The following is a 16,384-nucleotide window of genomic DNA, read 5'->3' as shown; positions in this document are numbered from 1 at the left end:
CCTTTCAAAGACCGGTTCAAGGATCGAGCGCTGTCTGGCCACCGCCAGGGTGGCCAGACAGCGGAGCGGGCAAGGGTCGCGGTCAGTCCCCGATGCCCAGCTTCTTGCAGCCTTCCGCGTAACGATCGACGCAGAGTTCGGCCGCGGTGTTGATCTTCTTGTCGATGATCTCGGCTTTCAGGTTTTCCTGCGTCACCACCGCCGGCGTGAACAGCTGCGAGGGCGTGTCGTACAGCGTCATCTCGGCCTTCGGCTTCTCGCCCGAAAGCAGCTTGATGGCGACGTTGGCGGCAGCCGCCGCCACGATCTCGCTCGGCTTGGAGATGGTGTTGTACTGGTCGCCGGCGATGATCAGCTGCAGTGCCGCGATCGTCGCGTCATTGCCGGTAACCGGCGGCACCGGATCGACGCCGGCGGCCTTGAAGGCCGCGATGGCGCCGCCACCGGTGCCGTCATTGGCCGCGACCACGCCGAGGATCTTCGGGCCGAAGCGGGTGATCTGGCCGCCGGCCCATTGCTGCGCCTTCGGCGGAGCCCATTCCGGCGTGTCGTATTCGGCCAGGATTTGGTAGCCGCTGTTGTCGAGACCTTCGTGGATGCCCTTCTTGATCAGGCCGGCCGCCGCGTCGGTCGGCGAGCCGTTGATCTGCAGTACGCCGCCGGTCGCCGGATCGACCTTGAGCGCCTTCAGGTGCTCGACCAGCGAGTCGGCGATGGCCTTGCCGATGCCTTCATTGTTGAACGAGACATAGAAGTCGGCCGGTGCTGTCGGGATCGGCCGGTCATAGGCGATGACCTTGATGCCCTGGCTCTGCGCCAGCTTGACCAGCGAGGCTGCGGCGGTCGAGTCGACCGGGTCGAGCACGATCGCCTTGGCGCCTTGCGAGATCACCGAGTTGAACTGCTGCTGCTGGCGCGAGGCGTCGGCATCGGCGTTCTGGTAGAGCACTTTGCAGCCAGGGCACAGCTTCTTCATCTCGGCGGCGAAGCCAGGATAATCATGCTGCTCGTAGCGGGTCGAGGCCTGGTCGGGCATCAGGAAGGCCACGGTGGCGTCGGTGACCGGCTCGGCAAAGGCAGCCGTGCCACCGAGGAGAGAGAGTGCGAGCGCTGCCGCACCGGTCGATTTCCAAGCAAATCTGGTCATTCGAATGTCTCCGTTTCAAAAATGGTTTCACGAAACCTGATCGCCACATGGCGCCAAGCTTGACTTCAAGTCCGACTGTTGCGAGGAGTGCGACCCGCGCCCCTCTGGCGGATCTGCTCGATCCCCAGCCAGCCGTTAACGCATCCTCCTGGGCATGATCGAAGACGATCAGCCACAGTTGCTGGATTTCAGGACAAGCGATCTCCAGCACGGGACGCCTCGAGCGCATCCCGCGTCATTCCTTCCCTAAGTCTCGGCTCCTCCCGGTTCCTCCCTGTTAGGCGGCAATCTCCGCATTGATGTTTTCCGCCAGCAATACCCGGAAACGCGAAGGCGACATGCCCTTCTGCGCCAGGAACCGGCGGTTGAAGTTCGAGATATTGTTGTAGCCAGCGGCGTAGCAGATCTCGGTGATCGACATCTGGCCCTCGCTCATCAACAGCTGGCAGGCGAGGTTGATGCGCAGCCGGTTGACATATTCCACCAGCGCCATGCCGGTGTGGCGACGGAAGCTGCGCGAAAATGCGCTGGGGCTACGCCCGGCGATTTCGGCAAGGTCGCCTTCGCTGAACGGCTCGGTCAAATGACCATTGATGTAGGCCAGCGCCTTGTTGATGCCTGCCGACATGAAACCTGACGGATCGGGAAGATAACCGGCGCTGGTCAGGGTGCGCACATCGCTGGCACGGCTCAGGATATCGAGCACGCCCATGAACAGCGAGAGGCGGCGCACGCCCTGCGCCTCGACCAGTTCGGCAAGCAGCGGCGCGGCAAGCTCGGCCGTCGCCGGCGAGAACAGCGCGCCGCGACGGCTGATTTCCAGGATACCGGCGCAGGCGGCAAGTTCGGGAAGGGCCGCCGTCGATTCGGCGATGAATGCTTCCGAGAACTGGACGACACGTCCGCGCAGCGGCACAGTTTCGCCCGGCGGTACGTCGCTAACCCAGTTGTGCGGCAGATTGGGGCCGGTGAGCACTAGATTGCCCGGCTCGAACTCGCCGATAAAGTCGCCGACGAAGTAGCGGCCGGTGGTGGCGACAACCAGGTGGATCTCGTATTCAGGATGGAAGTGCCAACGCACGGTGCGGAAGGGATAGCCGTGAGCCCACGCCTTGAACGACTCACCGCGTCTGATCTGGACGACTTCCAAGTCCGGATTCATGCCCGTTCCTCCCGGCACCGGTCCAGTCATGCGACCAGTTACAGCGCCCTCTCCGCAGGCCGCGTATGCCGCTCTCTGCAGTGATCAAAGCTTAGGCGGCAATCCCTGCCGCCGCCACCACGGTCTGTCCATCTGACCGATACTTTTTTGACGTTTTTGTGGTCAAAGAGAACGGCTGTCGGGAAAGATGGCTCCGGCTGCAAAGCGCCAAGGAACCCGGAGCCCATGGTTGGGCGGTTTCTTCGAACCATTGGCAACGCCCGAGCGGCCATGCGTCGTCGTCAGCTCACCTCGTGCTGCGCACCATTCGCTACCGCTGCCGGCGGCGACGCCATATCCGGCACAAGTATGTCGTTGCGGCGCGCGAAGGTGACCAGGGTGGCCCGCACCGTCTCCGCATCGATCTCACCGGCGATGCCGGCCCTGCAAGCGTTGAGCGCGACGGCATGGGCGCCATTGCGGCTGGCGGCCGGCCAATCCTGCAGCAGGGCATAGGCTTCCATCACGCTGTCGATCTTCCTCGGAAAACCCATTCCGACCAGAAGGGTGACCGGTTCCTTGAACTGCCCATGATTCATGGCTCGTGCCTCCTCTCGATTGTGCAGGACCTGCGGCGGACCGAAGACCGAAGAGCGCTGCCCGCCGGGGCTAGGGTGGGTGGGGCTGGACGTCTTGTATCGAGGATTGAATAGCCGTTTCGGTGCCGCCGATCGCGCCCGGATCGCCGCCCAGTTCGGTCCTGGCAAGCTCGATCCGGTCAGTTCGAGCTTGGCCGGCCCGACACTGGCCGCGCCGAGCGACGGAACGCATCGGCCCGGCGCCGGCAGCGCCCTGTGCGCCTTCACCAGCGCCTCCAGCCAAGCGACGACGGCAAGCGGAGACGGATTGCGGCCATCAAGCCAGGATGCGACCTCGCTTTGCGGACGGCCAAGTTCGGCCGCCAGGTCGCCCGCCTCCCATCTCAGTATTTTCAGGCATTCACGCAACCGGCCCGCAATCACATCTCCACCTCCACAACAGCAAATGTTTTCCGTCGCATGCAACAGGACGAAGATCGCTAAACAGCGCTCGCCAGTTCAGCCGCCGGCGGACGCCTTGGCAGCGGCCGACACCTGCTGCGCGGCAAGGAACATCAGCGTCGACGCCGCGGTACGCCGGTTCCAGCCGGCGGCTTCGGCCATGTCGAGCAGCCCCGCCAGCAGCGGCTGCAGTGCGCTCCTGCATTCAGTCTCGTAGGCCAGGAATTCCTTTGCCTGATGCGTCGGCGCCGGTACGGCTCCGAGGCCAGCCATTGCATCCATGTATACCTCCACTTTTTTCCGACTGATGCCCGCTCCCCGTGGGGAGCGGGCGGATTGGCCGCGACCTCAGAAGTCCATACCGGCGCCGGCCGGCATGGCCGGGGTGGCGGCTTCCTTCTTCGGCTTCTCGGCTACCATCGCTTCGGTCGTGACGAGCAGGCCGGCGACTGATGCCGCGTCCTGAAGAGCTGCGCGTACCACTTTCGCCGGGTCGATCACGCCCTGGCTGTAGAGATCGCCGAATTCGTTGGTCTGGGCGTTCCAACCCCAGCCGAACTCGTTCCTCTCGCGCAGCTTGCCGACGATGATCGACCCCTCCGCGCCTGCATTCTCGGCGATCTGGCGGACCGGCGTTTCTATGGCGCGGCGAACGATCTCGACCCCGGTTCGCTGATCCGCATTGTCGGTCTGCACGGCATCGAGCGCCTTGGCGGCCCTCAGCAACGCGACGCCGCCGCCGGGCAGCACGCCCTCCTCCACCGCAGCGCGGGTCGCGTGCAGCGCGTCGTCGACGCGATCTTTGCGCTCCCTGACCTCGACCTCGGTCGAGCCGCCGACCCGGATCACCGCGACGCCGCCGGCGAGCTTGGCCAGCCGCTCCTGCAGCTTCTCGCGGTCGTAGTCGGAGGTGGTCTCCTCGATCTGAGCCTTGATCTGGGCAATGCGGCCCTGGATCTCTTCCTTGCGCCCGACACCATCGACAATGGTGGTGTTCTCCTTCTCGATCACCACCTTCTTGGCGCGACCAAGCATCTGCAGCGTGACATTCTCCAGCTTGATGCCGAGATCCTCGCTGATCGCGGTGCCGCCGGTGAGAATGGCGATGTCTTCCAGCATGGCCTTGCGGCGGTCGCCGAAGCCTGGCGCCTTGACGGCCGCGACCTTCAGGCCGCCGCGCAGCTTGTTGACGACCAGCGTCGCCAGCGCCTCGCCCTCGACGTCCTCGGCGATGATCAGCAGCGGCTTGGAAGACTGCACCGCGGCTTCGAGCACGGGCAGCATCGCCTGCAGGTTGGAGAGCTTCTTCTCGTGGATCAGCACATAGGGCTCCTCGAGCTCCACGCGCATCTTGTCCTGGTTGGTGATGAAATAGGGCGAGAGATAGCCGCGGTCGAACTGCATGCCTTCGACAACTTCGAGTTCAGTCTCGGCGGTCTTGGCTTCCTCGACCGTGATCACCCCTTCATTGCCGACCTTTTCCATCGCCTGGGCGAGGAAGCGGCCGATCTCGGCATCGCCATTGGCCGAGATGGTGCCGACCTGCGCGATTTCGTCGTTCCTGGTCACGTTGCGGGCATTGGCCTTCAGCTCGGCGACGATCGCGTCGACCGCCTTGTCGATGCCGCGCTTCAAATCCATCGGGTTCATGCCGGCGGCAACGGCCTTCGCGCCTTCCTGGACGATGGCCTGCGCCAGAACGGTCGCCGTCGTGGTGCCGTCGCCGGCAATGTCGCTGGTCTTGGAGGCCACCTCACGCACCATCTGCGCGCCCATGTTCTCGAACTTGTCCTCAAGCTCGATCTCCTTGGCGACAGTGACGCCGTCCTTGGTGATGCGCGGCGCGCCGAATGACTTGTCGATGACGACGTTGCGCCCCTTGGGGCCGAGTGTCACCTTCACCGCGTTGGCGAGGATGTCGACGCCGCGCAGCATCTTCTCGCGCGCTTCGGTATGGAATTTCACCTCTTTGGCAGCCATTGGATCACTCCTTCATCTAGGCAGCATTCGTTGACTGGTTGGATCTGGAAGGAGCCGTCATGCAGCCTTCTTCACTTGCTCGGCCTGCTCGATCACGCCCATCACGTCGCTTTCCTTCATGATGAGCAAATCCTGGCCGTCGAGCCGGATCTCGGTGCCCGACCATTTGCCGAACAGGATGCGGTCGCCGACCTTGACGTCGAGTTCGGTCAGCTTGCCGCTGTCGTCGCGCGCGCCGGGACCCGTGGCGAGCACCTCGCCTTCCTGCGGCTTTTCCTTTGCCGTGTCGGGAATGATGATGCCGCCCGCCGTCTTTTCCTCGGCTTCGACGCGGCGGACCAGGATACGGTCATGCAATGGACGGAACGCCATTTCGTTCTCCTTTTGGACAAACAAATTTCTACGGCTCCTCCGCGCCGGACCGACCATATCGGACCGGCACGGGGACGCTGCGACCCTTTGCAGCATCGCGCGCGCATATCGAGCTAGTTTGCCGGTTTGCGGTTTCAAGAGCCCGGCCAAAAAAATTTGGCACTCGGGCACTGCGAGTGCCAAAAGCCTGTTAACGCAGGCTTATTCCGCGAGGACGCCCTTATTCCGCGAGGACGGGCCGCCGCTTGAATCTTCCGCCACCACCCAACAAATTATCTCCCCGCCGGCGCCATCGCGGGCGCCGGAACCGCTTACCCTCCTAAGGAGTTGTTCGCAGACGGAGCATATCGATGGAACGACAGGCTTATTCACCGATCACTTCCACCCCGGCCGCCGAAACATCCGACTACGCGCTTGACCGCCTGCTCCAGCCGGCCAGCCACTTCAACCATCCCGAAGAGGTGCTGAGCGACGACACGCTCGACCTGTGGGAAAAGCGTGCCATCCTGTCTTCCTGGGCGTCGGATGCCTGCGCCGTCTATTCCATGCCGGCACTGCGCCAACCGCCGGGCGCCAGCCAACCAGTGTCGTTCGACCAGATCATGGACGCGCTGTTCAAGCTCGACGGCGACGCCTCGGCGCCACCTCATGAGCCCGGCGAGTTCCCTCATCTCTTCGACAGGCTGGGCGCCTGATATCCGACAGAAAGGAGAAACGAATGGTCGCAAGCGTCAGCAAGGAATTCCGCCTCCAGATGGAAGGCTATGGCCTGACCACGGCAGAGATTCACTATCGCCTGCCCGACCATCCGAGCTTGCTTCAGCTCTATGTCTGGCAGGACTACGACCTTGCCCCCGACTTTCCCGAACTCCACGGGTTTTTATCCTACTGGGAGCGCGAACTCGAGGGCCCGCTGCATTCGGTTCGGGTGGCCCACCACCGGCTGATCCGGCCTTCGGAATGGCGGGCCATCGACGGCATCATCGCCATCCAGTAAGCGATTCGCACGGCTCGAGCGCCGCGCTCACGGGAGCCGATAAACGACCCCAGCATCGCCGCGCGAGCGTCCCGGCCTGAGGCTTCGCTCTATGCTCAGATCACTTGGACTATCGACAGTCCAATGACTGAGCATGGCGGTGGCCGAAGAATCGGCTTCAAAGGTTCTTCGCCTTCATGACTTAAGCAACTATATTAGTTGCTGGTGAATTATATTTCACAAACGATTTTGGCGCCAGGATAACTATTTTTGCCGGACTCCACTTCAACCATTGTTTAACTGCCGTGCTTCATTCTGTGTATTGCACCCCAAGGCATGTGAAATTCAAGGATCGCTCGATGCAGATCACCTCGGACCTAACCTTCACGATACAGAAGCTGATGTCGGCCAGAAGCGGTTTTGCCGGCGCCGGCCAGCCGACCTTCGTCAAAGCGGGCACAGCGCTGCGGACCGAGGCCCCGGTCATTCGTCCGGGCGCGACCGGCAACGAGGACGGCATCGAATACGATCCGTTCAGCGGCTTCGGCCAGACCTCCAAGACCGATGTGCCGGCGACTTCGTCCATCGGCGCGGCTTCTACGACTACGGCGGACGACCCCTACATGCTGGCCGGCAAGGCCAATTATGGCGAACTCTATGCCGAGTATACGCGCTTCATCATCTCGATGGTCGAGGCGGACCGCCGGCACGAAGACTCCACCGTTGCGCGCTATTTCATCCCTGCCGGCGAGACGCGGGAAACGGTGATGGCAATGGACGAGCATGACTATATTTGGGCTGTCGAGGACGAGATGGGGGCTGCCGCCGACCGCAGCCCGCAGGCGCAGGCGAACAAGGCGATCAGCAACCAAAGCCTTAACTACGCCGACGCAGGCAGGATGACTTCCGATTCATTGTTCAGCCTGGAGAAGGCATTGCCGGCTCTGAACGCGGCGTTGGCGCGCATCAGTCCCGAGGTCGTTGAGACGCTTCTGCAAAGTATCGGCGACGACCCGAAGCTCCAACGTCTCGCGCAACAGATGACCAAGAACGATATACTCTCTGTCAAGATCGACCTACGCTACGTCGACAGGATCATCAAAGGTATCGAGAGTGGCTTCAACAAGATTGATGGCGATATTCTGGTGAAGAATGACCAAGGCCAGTATCAGCTTGGTGATTTCTCGATCTCGTTCAAGGGCGAGGTGATGCTGACCTCCAAGGACACATTCAAAGCGTTCACGGGCTGAGTCTCGTCGCGGCGCCCGTCGCCTCGGCGTGAAATCTCCATGGGCCTTGGCCGCAAGTCGAAATAGTCGGTTTCGGTTGAGCGATGGGGCGGGAGCCAAATCTCACCGCCGATTGACACCCAAACATCATTGAGCAGACCCAAAATACTTGGTCCGCAGATCATCGATCTCGCCCGCATCATGAGCGCCAAGCACTTCTATCGTCAGGGGGCGGGTCAGGAGGCTCTGTCGCGGAAGCGCGAAGCCGTACTTGTCAGGTTCGAACAGCGGCCCGACCACCTTCACCGGTAGATCGGGATGGGTGTAGGCGTGGTATTCGAGAACGGGGGCATCGGCGATGATTGCAGCGACGTTGCCATTCACAAGACCTTCGACGGCGCGATCGAGCCCAGCGTAGGTGAGAGTTTGCAGCCCCTGTTGCCGGGCAAAATCCTCCTCGACGGTGCCCGTCAGCACACCGACCGGCCTGTCGGTCAGATCGGCGAGGCCATTGATCTTGTTTGTGAGGGAAAGGGTGGTCATCACGCTCGTCACCGACGAGGTGACATAGGCAAGGACAGCGATACCACAGACCAGCCATAGCCCCTGCCAGATACGGCCGACCCAGCCGAACAGGTTCTTTCGCGAAGGCGACTTGCCGGATGTCGCGACCGACATCACTGAATAGAAGCTCTCGGCAAAGCCGTCGCGCCATCGCTTGGGGAAAGCCTCGTCGAACCGGCGATCGAAGAAGGTGAGCAGGACCGTGGCAGCGACAATGATCAGGGCTATCCAGGCATAAGCTTTTAGGAAGCCGGCGTCGCCAAGACCCGCGATCAGGTTGCCGAAGCCCTTTCCCTGATCCGTGCTGATCATGATCCGCATGCCGCCGTCGAACCAGGGCTGGGTGAAGTCGAGCAGTTCGGCCCGGGATTGATTGATCGTCAAATTTGTGACCGCTACGTCGACTTTGCCGGAAGCGGTCGCCAGAACCAGATCGCGAATGGTGTCGAACTGGACGTAGCGATACTGGCGGCCGAGTTTAGCCGCGAGGCCCTCCCAAAGATCGACCGCCATGCCGGTGAACTGCCCCTTGTCTTTCATGACGAAGGGAGGGTTGACAAAGAGGCCGACGTTCAAGGGCTCGGAAGGCTGTTGCGCCTCGGCTGCAACTTGCGGCCACAACAACGTCAGGAGCAGAATGAAGGAGCCGGCTAGCCTGCACCAGGTCCGCATGGCGATCCTTTCCTTGTTGGCATCTCAACCCGGTCGAGGAAGGCAAGGGAATTTCGCCAGAAACCGGAAAGCCTGGCGCGTCCATGGAAGAGCGGCGACCGGCCCTCGCGCGGTGTTGCCGGGCACGTGCAGAACGGTCCGATCGGCTGTTTTGCGGCATGCGGCAGCTCGGAAAACAACCTTTCGTGCCGGCGGCTTTTCTTTCGGATGCATGCAACGGCCTGGCCAGTAACGAAAACAGGCTTTACAACACATCAGGCCATTCCCTATCCAAAAAGAAGTCATTAAGTAATACGCCATTTTCATTTTGGTATGGATTTTAAACAACAATGCGATATATTTGCGAAGCGATATGGATTACAGAAATAAGTTATATTCATATGTTGCCATGATTTTTTGATAACGTCATTTCAGTATCTGCTAAGACATCATCACGAATTCCAGACTATTTTCCATATTATTAAGCATTTGCAAAATTCAACCCGCGCTATGGCGCTTTTTTCTTGCCACAGGCCGACTTCGGATGCAGCTTTTTTGGCAACAGCATCCGGTGATTGCTGCATGCTTGGGCGGACGGGCGCTAAGCATGGAAAGGGGAAATCGACATCCGCTGATGCGGCCTCCCGTGAGCTCGATCCTGCCCGCTCTTCTTTTGAGGCTGTGGACCATCTCCCATCCCAGGCTGCTCTCGGTCGTCGAGCCACACATTTGACGGACACCCGCAGCCGCCAGCCAGTCGAGGAATGAACCATGAAATTCGCGGTCTACGCGATCATCGCCACTGCCTTGGTGGCGGTCGCCGGATGCACCACCGATGACTACGATGGCTGTCGCGGAAACGGCTGCCTGGTCGATCGGCCTCAGCAAAAAAATCGGAAGATCGATGACCGGCCGCAATACGACAGGAACGGCAATCCGAACTTCGATATGCGTGGCCGCTACATCGGCTGCCATGGGCTGGGATGCAAGGTCGACGACCCTGATGATGGCGATCAAAGCATCGACGACAGGCCGCAGTACGATAAGCAAGGCAATCCGAATTTCGATACGCAGGGCAATTACCAGGGATGCCACGGCATCGGCTGCGAGGTCGACACGCCAGCCGATGACAGCTCATCGGACGATGACGATTCCAATTGATAGGCCTCGCGGCCAACAAGGAGGCCGATTATGTCTGAATTCGACAGCCATCGACGTGCCAAGATCGTTGTGATCGGCCTCGCGGGGCTTGGAATGATGCTGACGTCCGCTTTCGCCGCGAATAGCGACTGCCACGGCGTAAAGGTCGATGTGACGAAGGCGCGCGAACAAGAGTTTGGCCCTCTCGTTGCATCGGCGATGACCAACAAGGTCAAACCCGCCCAGGTGAAATTCCAAACGATTCTGGAAAGCGGGAAATGGAGCGCCGTTTATTTTTCTACGCCCGTGGCCGATGATGGCATGATGTTCTTCCAGACAGTCAATGGAAAAAGGCGGTTTCGCGAAGTATGGGGCGGATATGCGGTTCCATCGGAAAAACCTGAATTGGTATCCTGGGCAAAGAAGCTCGGAGTGCCACAAGATCTAGCAAAGTGTTTTGCCAAGACAGTTACGGAACGAAAGTGATAGTCGCCGGTATTGCCGCGAATGATTTTCAGGCCATCGATCATGCAGAAGCCGATCAAGGTGCATCGGTTCAGGGAAACGCAGCTCCATCTTCTTGTTTTGATGGGCCGTCCCCTCACAGCGCCAGGCTCCCCTGCTCCACCTCCTCGGCATTCGGGTCGCCCGGCGCGGTTGCCCAGGCGAGTTCGACCAGCGTCACGGTCCGCCGGCCGACGCCGTCGAGCTGGCAGACGATGAGGCCTTGCTCCTCGATATAGGTCAAGAGGCGTCGGGCGCGGCGCAGCGAGTGGGAACCGTAAGCGCGGGCAATCGCGGCGTCGCTTGGGCACGGCCAGCCTTCCTTCGCCGCACGCGCGATCATCATGAACACGCCTTGCATGTCGTCGGGCAGCAGCGAGGCACGCACCGAGACATCCTGCCAGGCGTCGTCGCCTGCCGCCATGTCGGAGCCGAGGCCGGCGCGGGCGCGCGTCAGCATGCGTCGGAACTCCGGCAGGTCGGGCACGACCGAGGCGAGGCCTTCGATGCGGCAGCGCACGACGAATTCCTGATAGAGCACCCCGATGACGCGAAAACCCGCGTCGGGCTGCGCCAGGATGGCGCGCAGCACACGATCCACGCGCTCACGGCGCTCCGCCAGGTCTTCGGCGCTGATTTGCGGCTCCACCGGCTCGGGGCGGATTTCCAGCGCTGCCGATTTGGCCGCCATCAGCTGATCGAGCAGGTCCGGCGACGCCGTCCGGCGCGGCGCGCGCACGGCCTCTGGGGGCGGGGCGGCCAGGATGATCGCGCGAGCATCCTCCAGCGCCGCCTCCGGCATCGCCATCAGCCGCGGCGTTCCGTTGCGAGGGCTGGTGTCGGTCGGGCCGATGCGAAGCCCCAGCGGACGGCGCGACAGCGCTGGCCCCAGCGCCATGAACTGCCCGCGCTCCAGGTCGCGAAACGCCTCCGCCTGGCGCCGCTCCATGCCCAGGAGATCGGCGGCGCGCGCCATGTCGATATCGAGGAAGGTGCGGCCCATGAGGAAATTGGACGCCTCGGCGGCGACGTTCTTGGCGAGCTTGGCCAGCCGCTGGGTGGCGATGATGCCGGCAAGCCCGCGCTTGCGGCCGCGGCACATCAAATTGGTCATCGCGCCAAGCGAAAGTTTGCGCGCTTCGTCCGACACCTCGCCGGCTACCGCCGGTGCGAACAGCTGCGCCTCGTCCACGACGACCAGCATCGGGTACCAGTGGTCGCGGGCGACCTCGAACAGCCCGCCGAGGAAGGCGGCGGCGCGCCGCATCTGGTTCTCGGCATCGAGCCCTTCGAGATTGAGCACGGTGGAAACGCGATGGATGCGCGCCCGCTCGCCAGCCGCCTGCAGGCCACGCTCGGTGTGCTGCTCGGCATCGATGACCAGATGGCCGTAACGGTCGCCCAGCGAGACGAAGTCGCCTTCGGGGTCGATGATGGTCTGCTGCACCCAGGGCGCGCTCTGCTCCAGGAGCCGCCGCAAGAGATGCGATTTGCCGGAGCCCGAATTGCCCTGCACCAAAAGCCGGGTGGCCAGCAATTCCTCGAGATCCAGGTTCGCCGGGGCGCCCGCTGTCGTGTGTCCCATCTCGATCGCAACGGTCATTTCGACTCAAGGCTCCTTTCGCAGACGGGCTTATCAACTGGGTCACAGCCCGTCGAGCGCGCATGGCCGCCAGTTCCGCGTTGCGCACAGCCGCCCAGACGCGATCCGTCGGGCAGACCCTGTGGATAGTAACCAGTCGTTCACCATAGGCGGGTGTTCCGATTGCAGATATCAGGCATCCGCCTAGCCTGACCTCGCATCGCGTCCCCAACGTGGTGCGTCCCAACCCCGCCCCTGGCGACCGACGTCTTCAAGTTTCTTTCACAGTATATGTCGGTCGCCAATTTCGCCTGGTCCAATCCTGTTCTGACATCATGCCGGACCGCTTTATGGCGCAAACTTTGGGTTGACCCCTTCGGACCGCGAGGCGACACTCCACCCAACGCTACAGGTGCGAGGAGGAATTGTGATGGACGAACCCGAACGGTGGCGCCACATGTCGACGGCGCCGAGGGATGGCAGCCGGATCCTGGTCACGGTGCGCCCATCCGAACAGGGGCCGGCTGAAGTCGATCTCGCCTATTGGTCGCGCGCCGACCAGTTCGCCTCGGAAGGCTGGCGCGCATCGGACTCGTCGCCCGGGCGCGTCATCGAATACGCCGAACCTGAACTGAAATGCTGGATGCCGCTGCCGACAGCCAACCTCAGCCGTGCATCCATGCCGGCGCCGTGGGAAGGCGAAGACGCCCAGCAGTTGGATGGCTCGGGGATTTGAAGAACTGGCCGTACCCAATCGCTGCAGCTGGAGATTAGCCGATCTCCACCCTTGCGGGGGAGATTGGCAGCTTCACGGTCGGCTCCCCTCAGAACAAAAACGCGGCCGTGGCGGGGTTCGGCCCGGTGCGGCCGGAGGTTGAATCCATGCCGCGGATCGTCTGCAGATCCTGCGCATCCAGCTCGAAATCGAAGACGTCGAAATTGGCGGCGATGCGGTCCTGGTGGATCGATTTTGGAATGACGATCAGCCCCTCCTGAAGATGCCAGCGGATGATTGTCTGAGCCGCGGACTTGCCATGCTTTCGGGCGATGCCGGCAATGATCGGATCGTTCAGCAGCCGACCGCTGCCCAGCGGGCTCCAGCTTTCGATGCGGATGTCATGCCTGGCATGGAAGTCCCTGATACCGCGCTGCTGGAACTGGGGATGCAGCTCGATCTGGTTGACGACAGGCGTCACGCCGGTCTCGCCGATGATCCGCTCGAGATGGTCCTGGTTGAAATTCGAAACGCCGATCGACTTGATGCGGCCGGACTGCCTGAGCTCGACCAGCGTCTTCCAGGCCTCGACGTACTTGTCCTGGCTGGGCACCGGCCAGTGGATCAGGAACAGGTCGATCTGCTCGATAGCGAGCTTGTCCATCGTCTCGTCGAAGGCGCGCAGCGCCGCATCGCGCTGGTGCGCACCGTTGCGCAGCTTGGAGGTGATGAAGAGGTCGCCCCTCGGCACGCCGGCGCTGCGGATCGCCTCTCCGACCCCCTCCTCGTTCCGGTAGCCCTCGGCGGTGTCGATTAGACGATAGCTGGCCTCGATCCCCCAACCCACCACTTGCGCCGTGATGTCCTGATCGACCTGCCACACTCCAAGGCCGAGTTGGGGAATGGCGGAACCGTCGTTCAACGCAATTTTTCCAGGCATGGTGGGCTGTTCAGGCATGGTGGGGGATCCTTTGCAAAGATGGTCCGGGCGGTTCGCCCGGTGCCCGCCCTATCTAGGTTCGCTAGAGAGCGGCGGCCAGTCGGCAGGGGACAAATTTGCCACGTGCGATCTGCGGTCCTGATCTTTGCGTCGAAGGATTCGGCCTCACCGCGGCCGGCGCACCGCCCGCACCACCCCGGCAGAGGTGCTGCCGCAGAAGAGCCGGTCGCCGCCATCGGATTCCAGTCCCGAGACGCCCATGCCGGCCGGCATGTCGAGCTTCTCCAAAACCTTGCCTGATTGCGGGTCGACGCGGCGCAAATCGCTCTGGTCGCCTTCCCAGGTGGCGTGCCACAGCTCGCCATCGACCCAGGTCACCCCGGTGACGAAACGGTTGGATTCAATGGTGCGCAGGATTGCCCCGGTCTCAGGGTCGATCTGGTGGATCTTGCGCTCGCGGTATTGCCCTACCCAAAGCGTCCCTTCGGCCCAGGTCAGCCCCGAGTCGCCGCCGCCGCCCGGCGCCGGAATGGTCGCCAGCACCTGGCCGGTATCAGGGTCGATCTTCTGTATCAGGTCGTTGGCAAGCTGGAAGAAATGCCGGCCGTCATAGGCGGTGCCGGCATGTGCCGCGACATCGATCGAGCGCAGCGCCTGCCCGCTTTCCGGATCGAAGGCGTTCAGCCTCTCGCCCGAGGCAAACCAGACATTGTTGCCGTCAAAGCTCACTCCATGCACCCTTTCCACACCGGGAAAAGGCCCGTACTCGTGCAGGACTTCGGCCGCTGAATGTCTCATGTCTTGATCCTCAATGTTTGGTCGTCATCCCGCCGGTCATGTTCGAAGGTGTGTCGAACGTGAGCACCGGAAGCGCAGGAAGCCACTATTTGCAGGCCGGCCTCACCTGAATATCAACACACCTTAGCCGTTCGACAGCGGGGACGGGAGTAACAAGGTCGTCGTGAATCCAGCCACCGGCGGCGTCATCCAGCGGCGCGCCCGCCCATGTCCGAAAAACTGCACCTTGCCCGCCTCGCCAAGCTGCTCCAGCGCCCGCTGCACGCTGCGCTGGCCGATACCAAGCGCCAGTGCCAGCGCAGAGGTCGCCCAGGCTTCACCATCGGCAAGGAAGGCCAGCACCGCAGCGTGCCGCTCCTCGATGGGCCGCGCCAGCACCAGCACCTCACGCTCGTGGCGCGGCGCCAGTGCGAAGCCTTGGCTGGTCGCGCCGATATCGGCCAGCCCCCGCAGTTCGACGCGCAGCCGGCCGATCTCGACCCGCAGCCGCGCCCGATGCGATTCATCGGCGTGCCTGCCGCCGAAGGCTTCGGCGATCAGTCTCGCCCGCGACACATCGCCAGGCCAGGCTTCGGCGAGTGTGCGTGCCAGCGCAAACAGCACCGGGCGCGTGGCCAGCGAGACGGTTGCTTCCTGCTGGCGCACGACATAGCGGAAGCTATCGACCACCAGCGCCGGCGACGCCTGCAACGCCTCGACGTCCTCGAGCAGCAAGGGGCGCTGCTCGCCACCAGCGATCAGCCGCGCCGCCGGCGTGTCCAGCGCCAGGAATGCGCTGTCGACCTCTGCGATCAGGCCCGTAATGCCGGCCCGGCGGGCGGCATGGCGGGCCCACTCCAATGCCCTGCGCGCCCGCTTCGTTTTCAGGCGCCGCATCGCGATGCCGGCGACGGCAAGCTCGTGCGCGGCTCGCGCGGCCGGCGGCAGCGGCGCCGGGTCGAGCCCGGCCAGCACGTCTTCGGCCTCGTCGAGACGGCCGATCAAGAGCAGGCGCCGTACCTTGAGGTGGCCGGCATGCGCGGCGTTCAGCCGGTCGCCGTGCTTTTCCAGCGTTGCGCGCGCCGCGTCGAGCGCCTTGTCCGGCCATCCCAGATCACGCGACACCAGTGCGATCTCGGCCTCGGCGACGACGCATCTGGCGCGCGCCACCGCCTCTTTCGGGCCGAAGCCACGCGCGGCCCGCCGCAGCAGCGCCTTGGCGCGATCGAGATCGCCGAGCTGCGCCATGGCAATGCCGCGCAGCGCCAGCGCCGGCGGATCTTCGCGCAAGGCGACACGATCCAGCGCGCCGAGCGGATCGCCGCCGGCCAGCGCCAGTGCCGCCGCGGTGATCAGCGAGTCCATTCAAATCCCGTCACACTTGTAACTCCCACCCCTGTGTTGCACGCCCTAATTTAAGTCACGGCCGCCAACCAGCAAGCCGTATCGGCAGCGGCACAACAAGGGAAAACCACGCGATGAACGACACTGTCGAGGGCACTGAGCGGATGCGCCACCCCTGCTGCGGCGGGCCGGCTCTTTCAAATCCCGTCACACTTGTAACTCCCACCCCCGCGCTTGACCGACCTATTCTGCCTGACAGCAAGCAACCACACGTCGCAACGG

The 16,384-nt window shown here is 62.8% G+C and carries 17 protein-coding genes; 6 read left to right on the top strand and 11 right to left on the bottom strand.

Annotated elements, in window-relative coordinates:
• Nucleotides 1-82: 82 nt before the first annotated feature.
• The 6 genes from NKJ90_RS10685 to NKJ90_RS10660 form a co-directional block, all read right to left on the bottom strand.
• Complete coding sequence (locus NKJ90_RS10685) at nt 83-1,147, bottom strand: ABC transporter substrate-binding protein (protein ID WP_023761086.1); 1,065 nt, start codon at nt 1,145-1,147, stop codon at nt 83-85.
• Between the two features lie 277 nt (nt 1,148-1,424).
• Nucleotides 1,425-2,309: an AraC family transcriptional regulator gene (locus NKJ90_RS10680; RefSeq protein ID WP_023761087.1), complete on the bottom strand. Its 885-nt coding sequence runs from the start codon at nt 2,307-2,309 to the stop codon at nt 1,425-1,427.
• A gap of 281 nt (nt 2,310-2,590) precedes the next feature.
• Nucleotides 2,591-3,310, bottom strand: coding sequence for a DUF982 domain-containing protein (locus NKJ90_RS10675; RefSeq protein WP_348626174.1), 720 nt, complete (start codon nt 3,308-3,310; stop codon nt 2,591-2,593).
• Nucleotides 3,311-3,385: 75 nt separating this feature from the next.
• The gene (locus NKJ90_RS10670; RefSeq protein WP_023761089.1) at nt 3,386-3,610 is read right to left on the bottom strand and encodes a hypothetical protein; all 225 of its coding nucleotides are present in this window, start codon (nt 3,608-3,610) and stop codon (nt 3,386-3,388) included.
• A 66-nt stretch (nt 3,611-3,676) separates the two neighbouring features.
• Nucleotides 3,677-5,308 (bottom strand): chaperonin GroEL, encoded by a 1,632-nt coding sequence (gene groL, locus NKJ90_RS10665; protein WP_023761090.1) that lies wholly within the window; start codon nt 5,306-5,308, stop codon nt 3,677-3,679.
• Between the two features lie 57 nt (nt 5,309-5,365).
• Nucleotides 5,366-5,680 carry a co-chaperone GroES gene (locus NKJ90_RS10660; RefSeq protein WP_023761091.1) on the bottom strand — a complete coding sequence of 105 codons (315 nt, stop codon included), beginning with the start codon at nt 5,678-5,680 and terminating at the stop codon, nt 5,366-5,368.
• A gap of 350 nt (nt 5,681-6,030) precedes the next feature.
• Here NKJ90_RS10660 and NKJ90_RS10655 point away from each other — a divergent pair, with 350 nt between their 5' ends.
• The 3 genes from NKJ90_RS10655 to NKJ90_RS10645 all read left to right on the top strand — a co-directional run bounded on the left by NKJ90_RS10655 (nt 6,031) and on the right by NKJ90_RS10645 (nt 7,906).
• Nucleotides 6,031-6,375, top strand: coding sequence for a hypothetical protein (locus tag NKJ90_RS10655; RefSeq protein ID WP_023761092.1), 345 nt, complete (start codon nt 6,031-6,033; stop codon nt 6,373-6,375).
• Nucleotides 6,376-6,398: 23 nt separating this feature from the next.
• Entirely contained in the window at nt 6,399-6,677 is a 279-nt protein-coding gene (locus tag NKJ90_RS10650) for an usg protein (RefSeq protein WP_023761093.1), read from the top strand.
• A gap of 338 nt (nt 6,678-7,015) precedes the next feature.
• Nucleotides 7,016-7,906, top strand: a complete 891-nt coding sequence (locus NKJ90_RS10645) for a hypothetical protein (RefSeq protein ID WP_031260715.1) — start codon at nt 7,016-7,018, stop codon at nt 7,904-7,906.
• Nucleotides 7,907-8,032: 126 nt separating this feature from the next.
• Here the strand turns inward: NKJ90_RS10645 and NKJ90_RS10640 are convergent, their stop codons facing one another.
• The gene (locus NKJ90_RS10640) at nt 8,033-9,121 is read right to left on the bottom strand and encodes a transporter substrate-binding domain-containing protein (protein WP_084025565.1); all 1,089 of its coding nucleotides are present in this window, start codon (nt 9,119-9,121) and stop codon (nt 8,033-8,035) included.
• Nucleotides 9,122-9,871: 750 nt separating this feature from the next.
• Between NKJ90_RS10640 and NKJ90_RS10635 the strand changes: the two genes are divergently transcribed.
• Both NKJ90_RS10635 and NKJ90_RS10630 read left to right on the top strand, forming a co-directional pair.
• Nucleotides 9,872-10,261: a hypothetical protein gene (locus tag NKJ90_RS10635; RefSeq protein WP_023761096.1), complete on the top strand. Its 390-nt coding sequence runs from the start codon at nt 9,872-9,874 to the stop codon at nt 10,259-10,261.
• Between the two features lie 30 nt (nt 10,262-10,291).
• The gene (locus NKJ90_RS10630) at nt 10,292-10,726 is read left to right on the top strand and encodes a hypothetical protein (protein ID WP_023761097.1); all 435 of its coding nucleotides are present in this window, start codon (nt 10,292-10,294) and stop codon (nt 10,724-10,726) included.
• Nucleotides 10,727-10,841: 115 nt separating this feature from the next.
• Here the strand turns inward: NKJ90_RS10630 and NKJ90_RS10625 are convergent, their stop codons facing one another.
• Complete coding sequence (locus tag NKJ90_RS10625; protein ID WP_023761098.1) at nt 10,842-12,347, bottom strand: helicase HerA domain-containing protein; 1,506 nt, start codon at nt 12,345-12,347, stop codon at nt 10,842-10,844.
• Between the two features lie 409 nt (nt 12,348-12,756).
• Here NKJ90_RS10625 and NKJ90_RS10620 point away from each other — a divergent pair, with 409 nt between their 5' ends.
• A complete protein-coding gene (locus NKJ90_RS10620) occupies nt 12,757-13,062 on the top strand; it encodes a hypothetical protein (protein WP_023761099.1) in 306 nt (101 codons plus the stop codon).
• Between the two features lie 88 nt (nt 13,063-13,150).
• Here the strand turns inward: NKJ90_RS10620 and NKJ90_RS10615 are convergent, their stop codons facing one another.
• The 3 genes from NKJ90_RS10615 to NKJ90_RS10605 all read right to left on the bottom strand — a co-directional run bounded on the left by NKJ90_RS10615 (nt 13,151) and on the right by NKJ90_RS10605 (nt 16,123).
• Nucleotides 13,151-13,999 carry an aldo/keto reductase gene (locus NKJ90_RS10615; RefSeq protein ID WP_023761100.1) on the bottom strand — a complete coding sequence of 283 codons (849 nt, stop codon included), beginning with the start codon at nt 13,997-13,999 and terminating at the stop codon, nt 13,151-13,153.
• A 147-nt stretch (nt 14,000-14,146) separates the two neighbouring features.
• On the bottom strand, nt 14,147-14,779 hold the full coding sequence (locus tag NKJ90_RS10610) for a Vgb family protein (RefSeq protein WP_023761101.1): 633 nt from the start codon (nt 14,777-14,779) through the stop codon (nt 14,147-14,149).
• Between the two features lie 123 nt (nt 14,780-14,902).
• The gene (locus NKJ90_RS10605) at nt 14,903-16,123 is read right to left on the bottom strand and encodes a helix-turn-helix domain-containing protein (protein ID WP_352486090.1); all 1,221 of its coding nucleotides are present in this window, start codon (nt 16,121-16,123) and stop codon (nt 14,903-14,905) included.
• Nucleotides 16,124-16,384 lie beyond the last annotated feature (261 nt).

The organism is Mesorhizobium sp. M0051 (assembly GCF_040323235.1).
Lineage (GTDB): Bacteria > Pseudomonadota > Alphaproteobacteria > Rhizobiales > Rhizobiaceae > Mesorhizobium.
The sequence above is the reverse complement of the archived record's forward strand: the minus strand, read 5'-3'. Positions and strand labels throughout refer to the sequence as shown.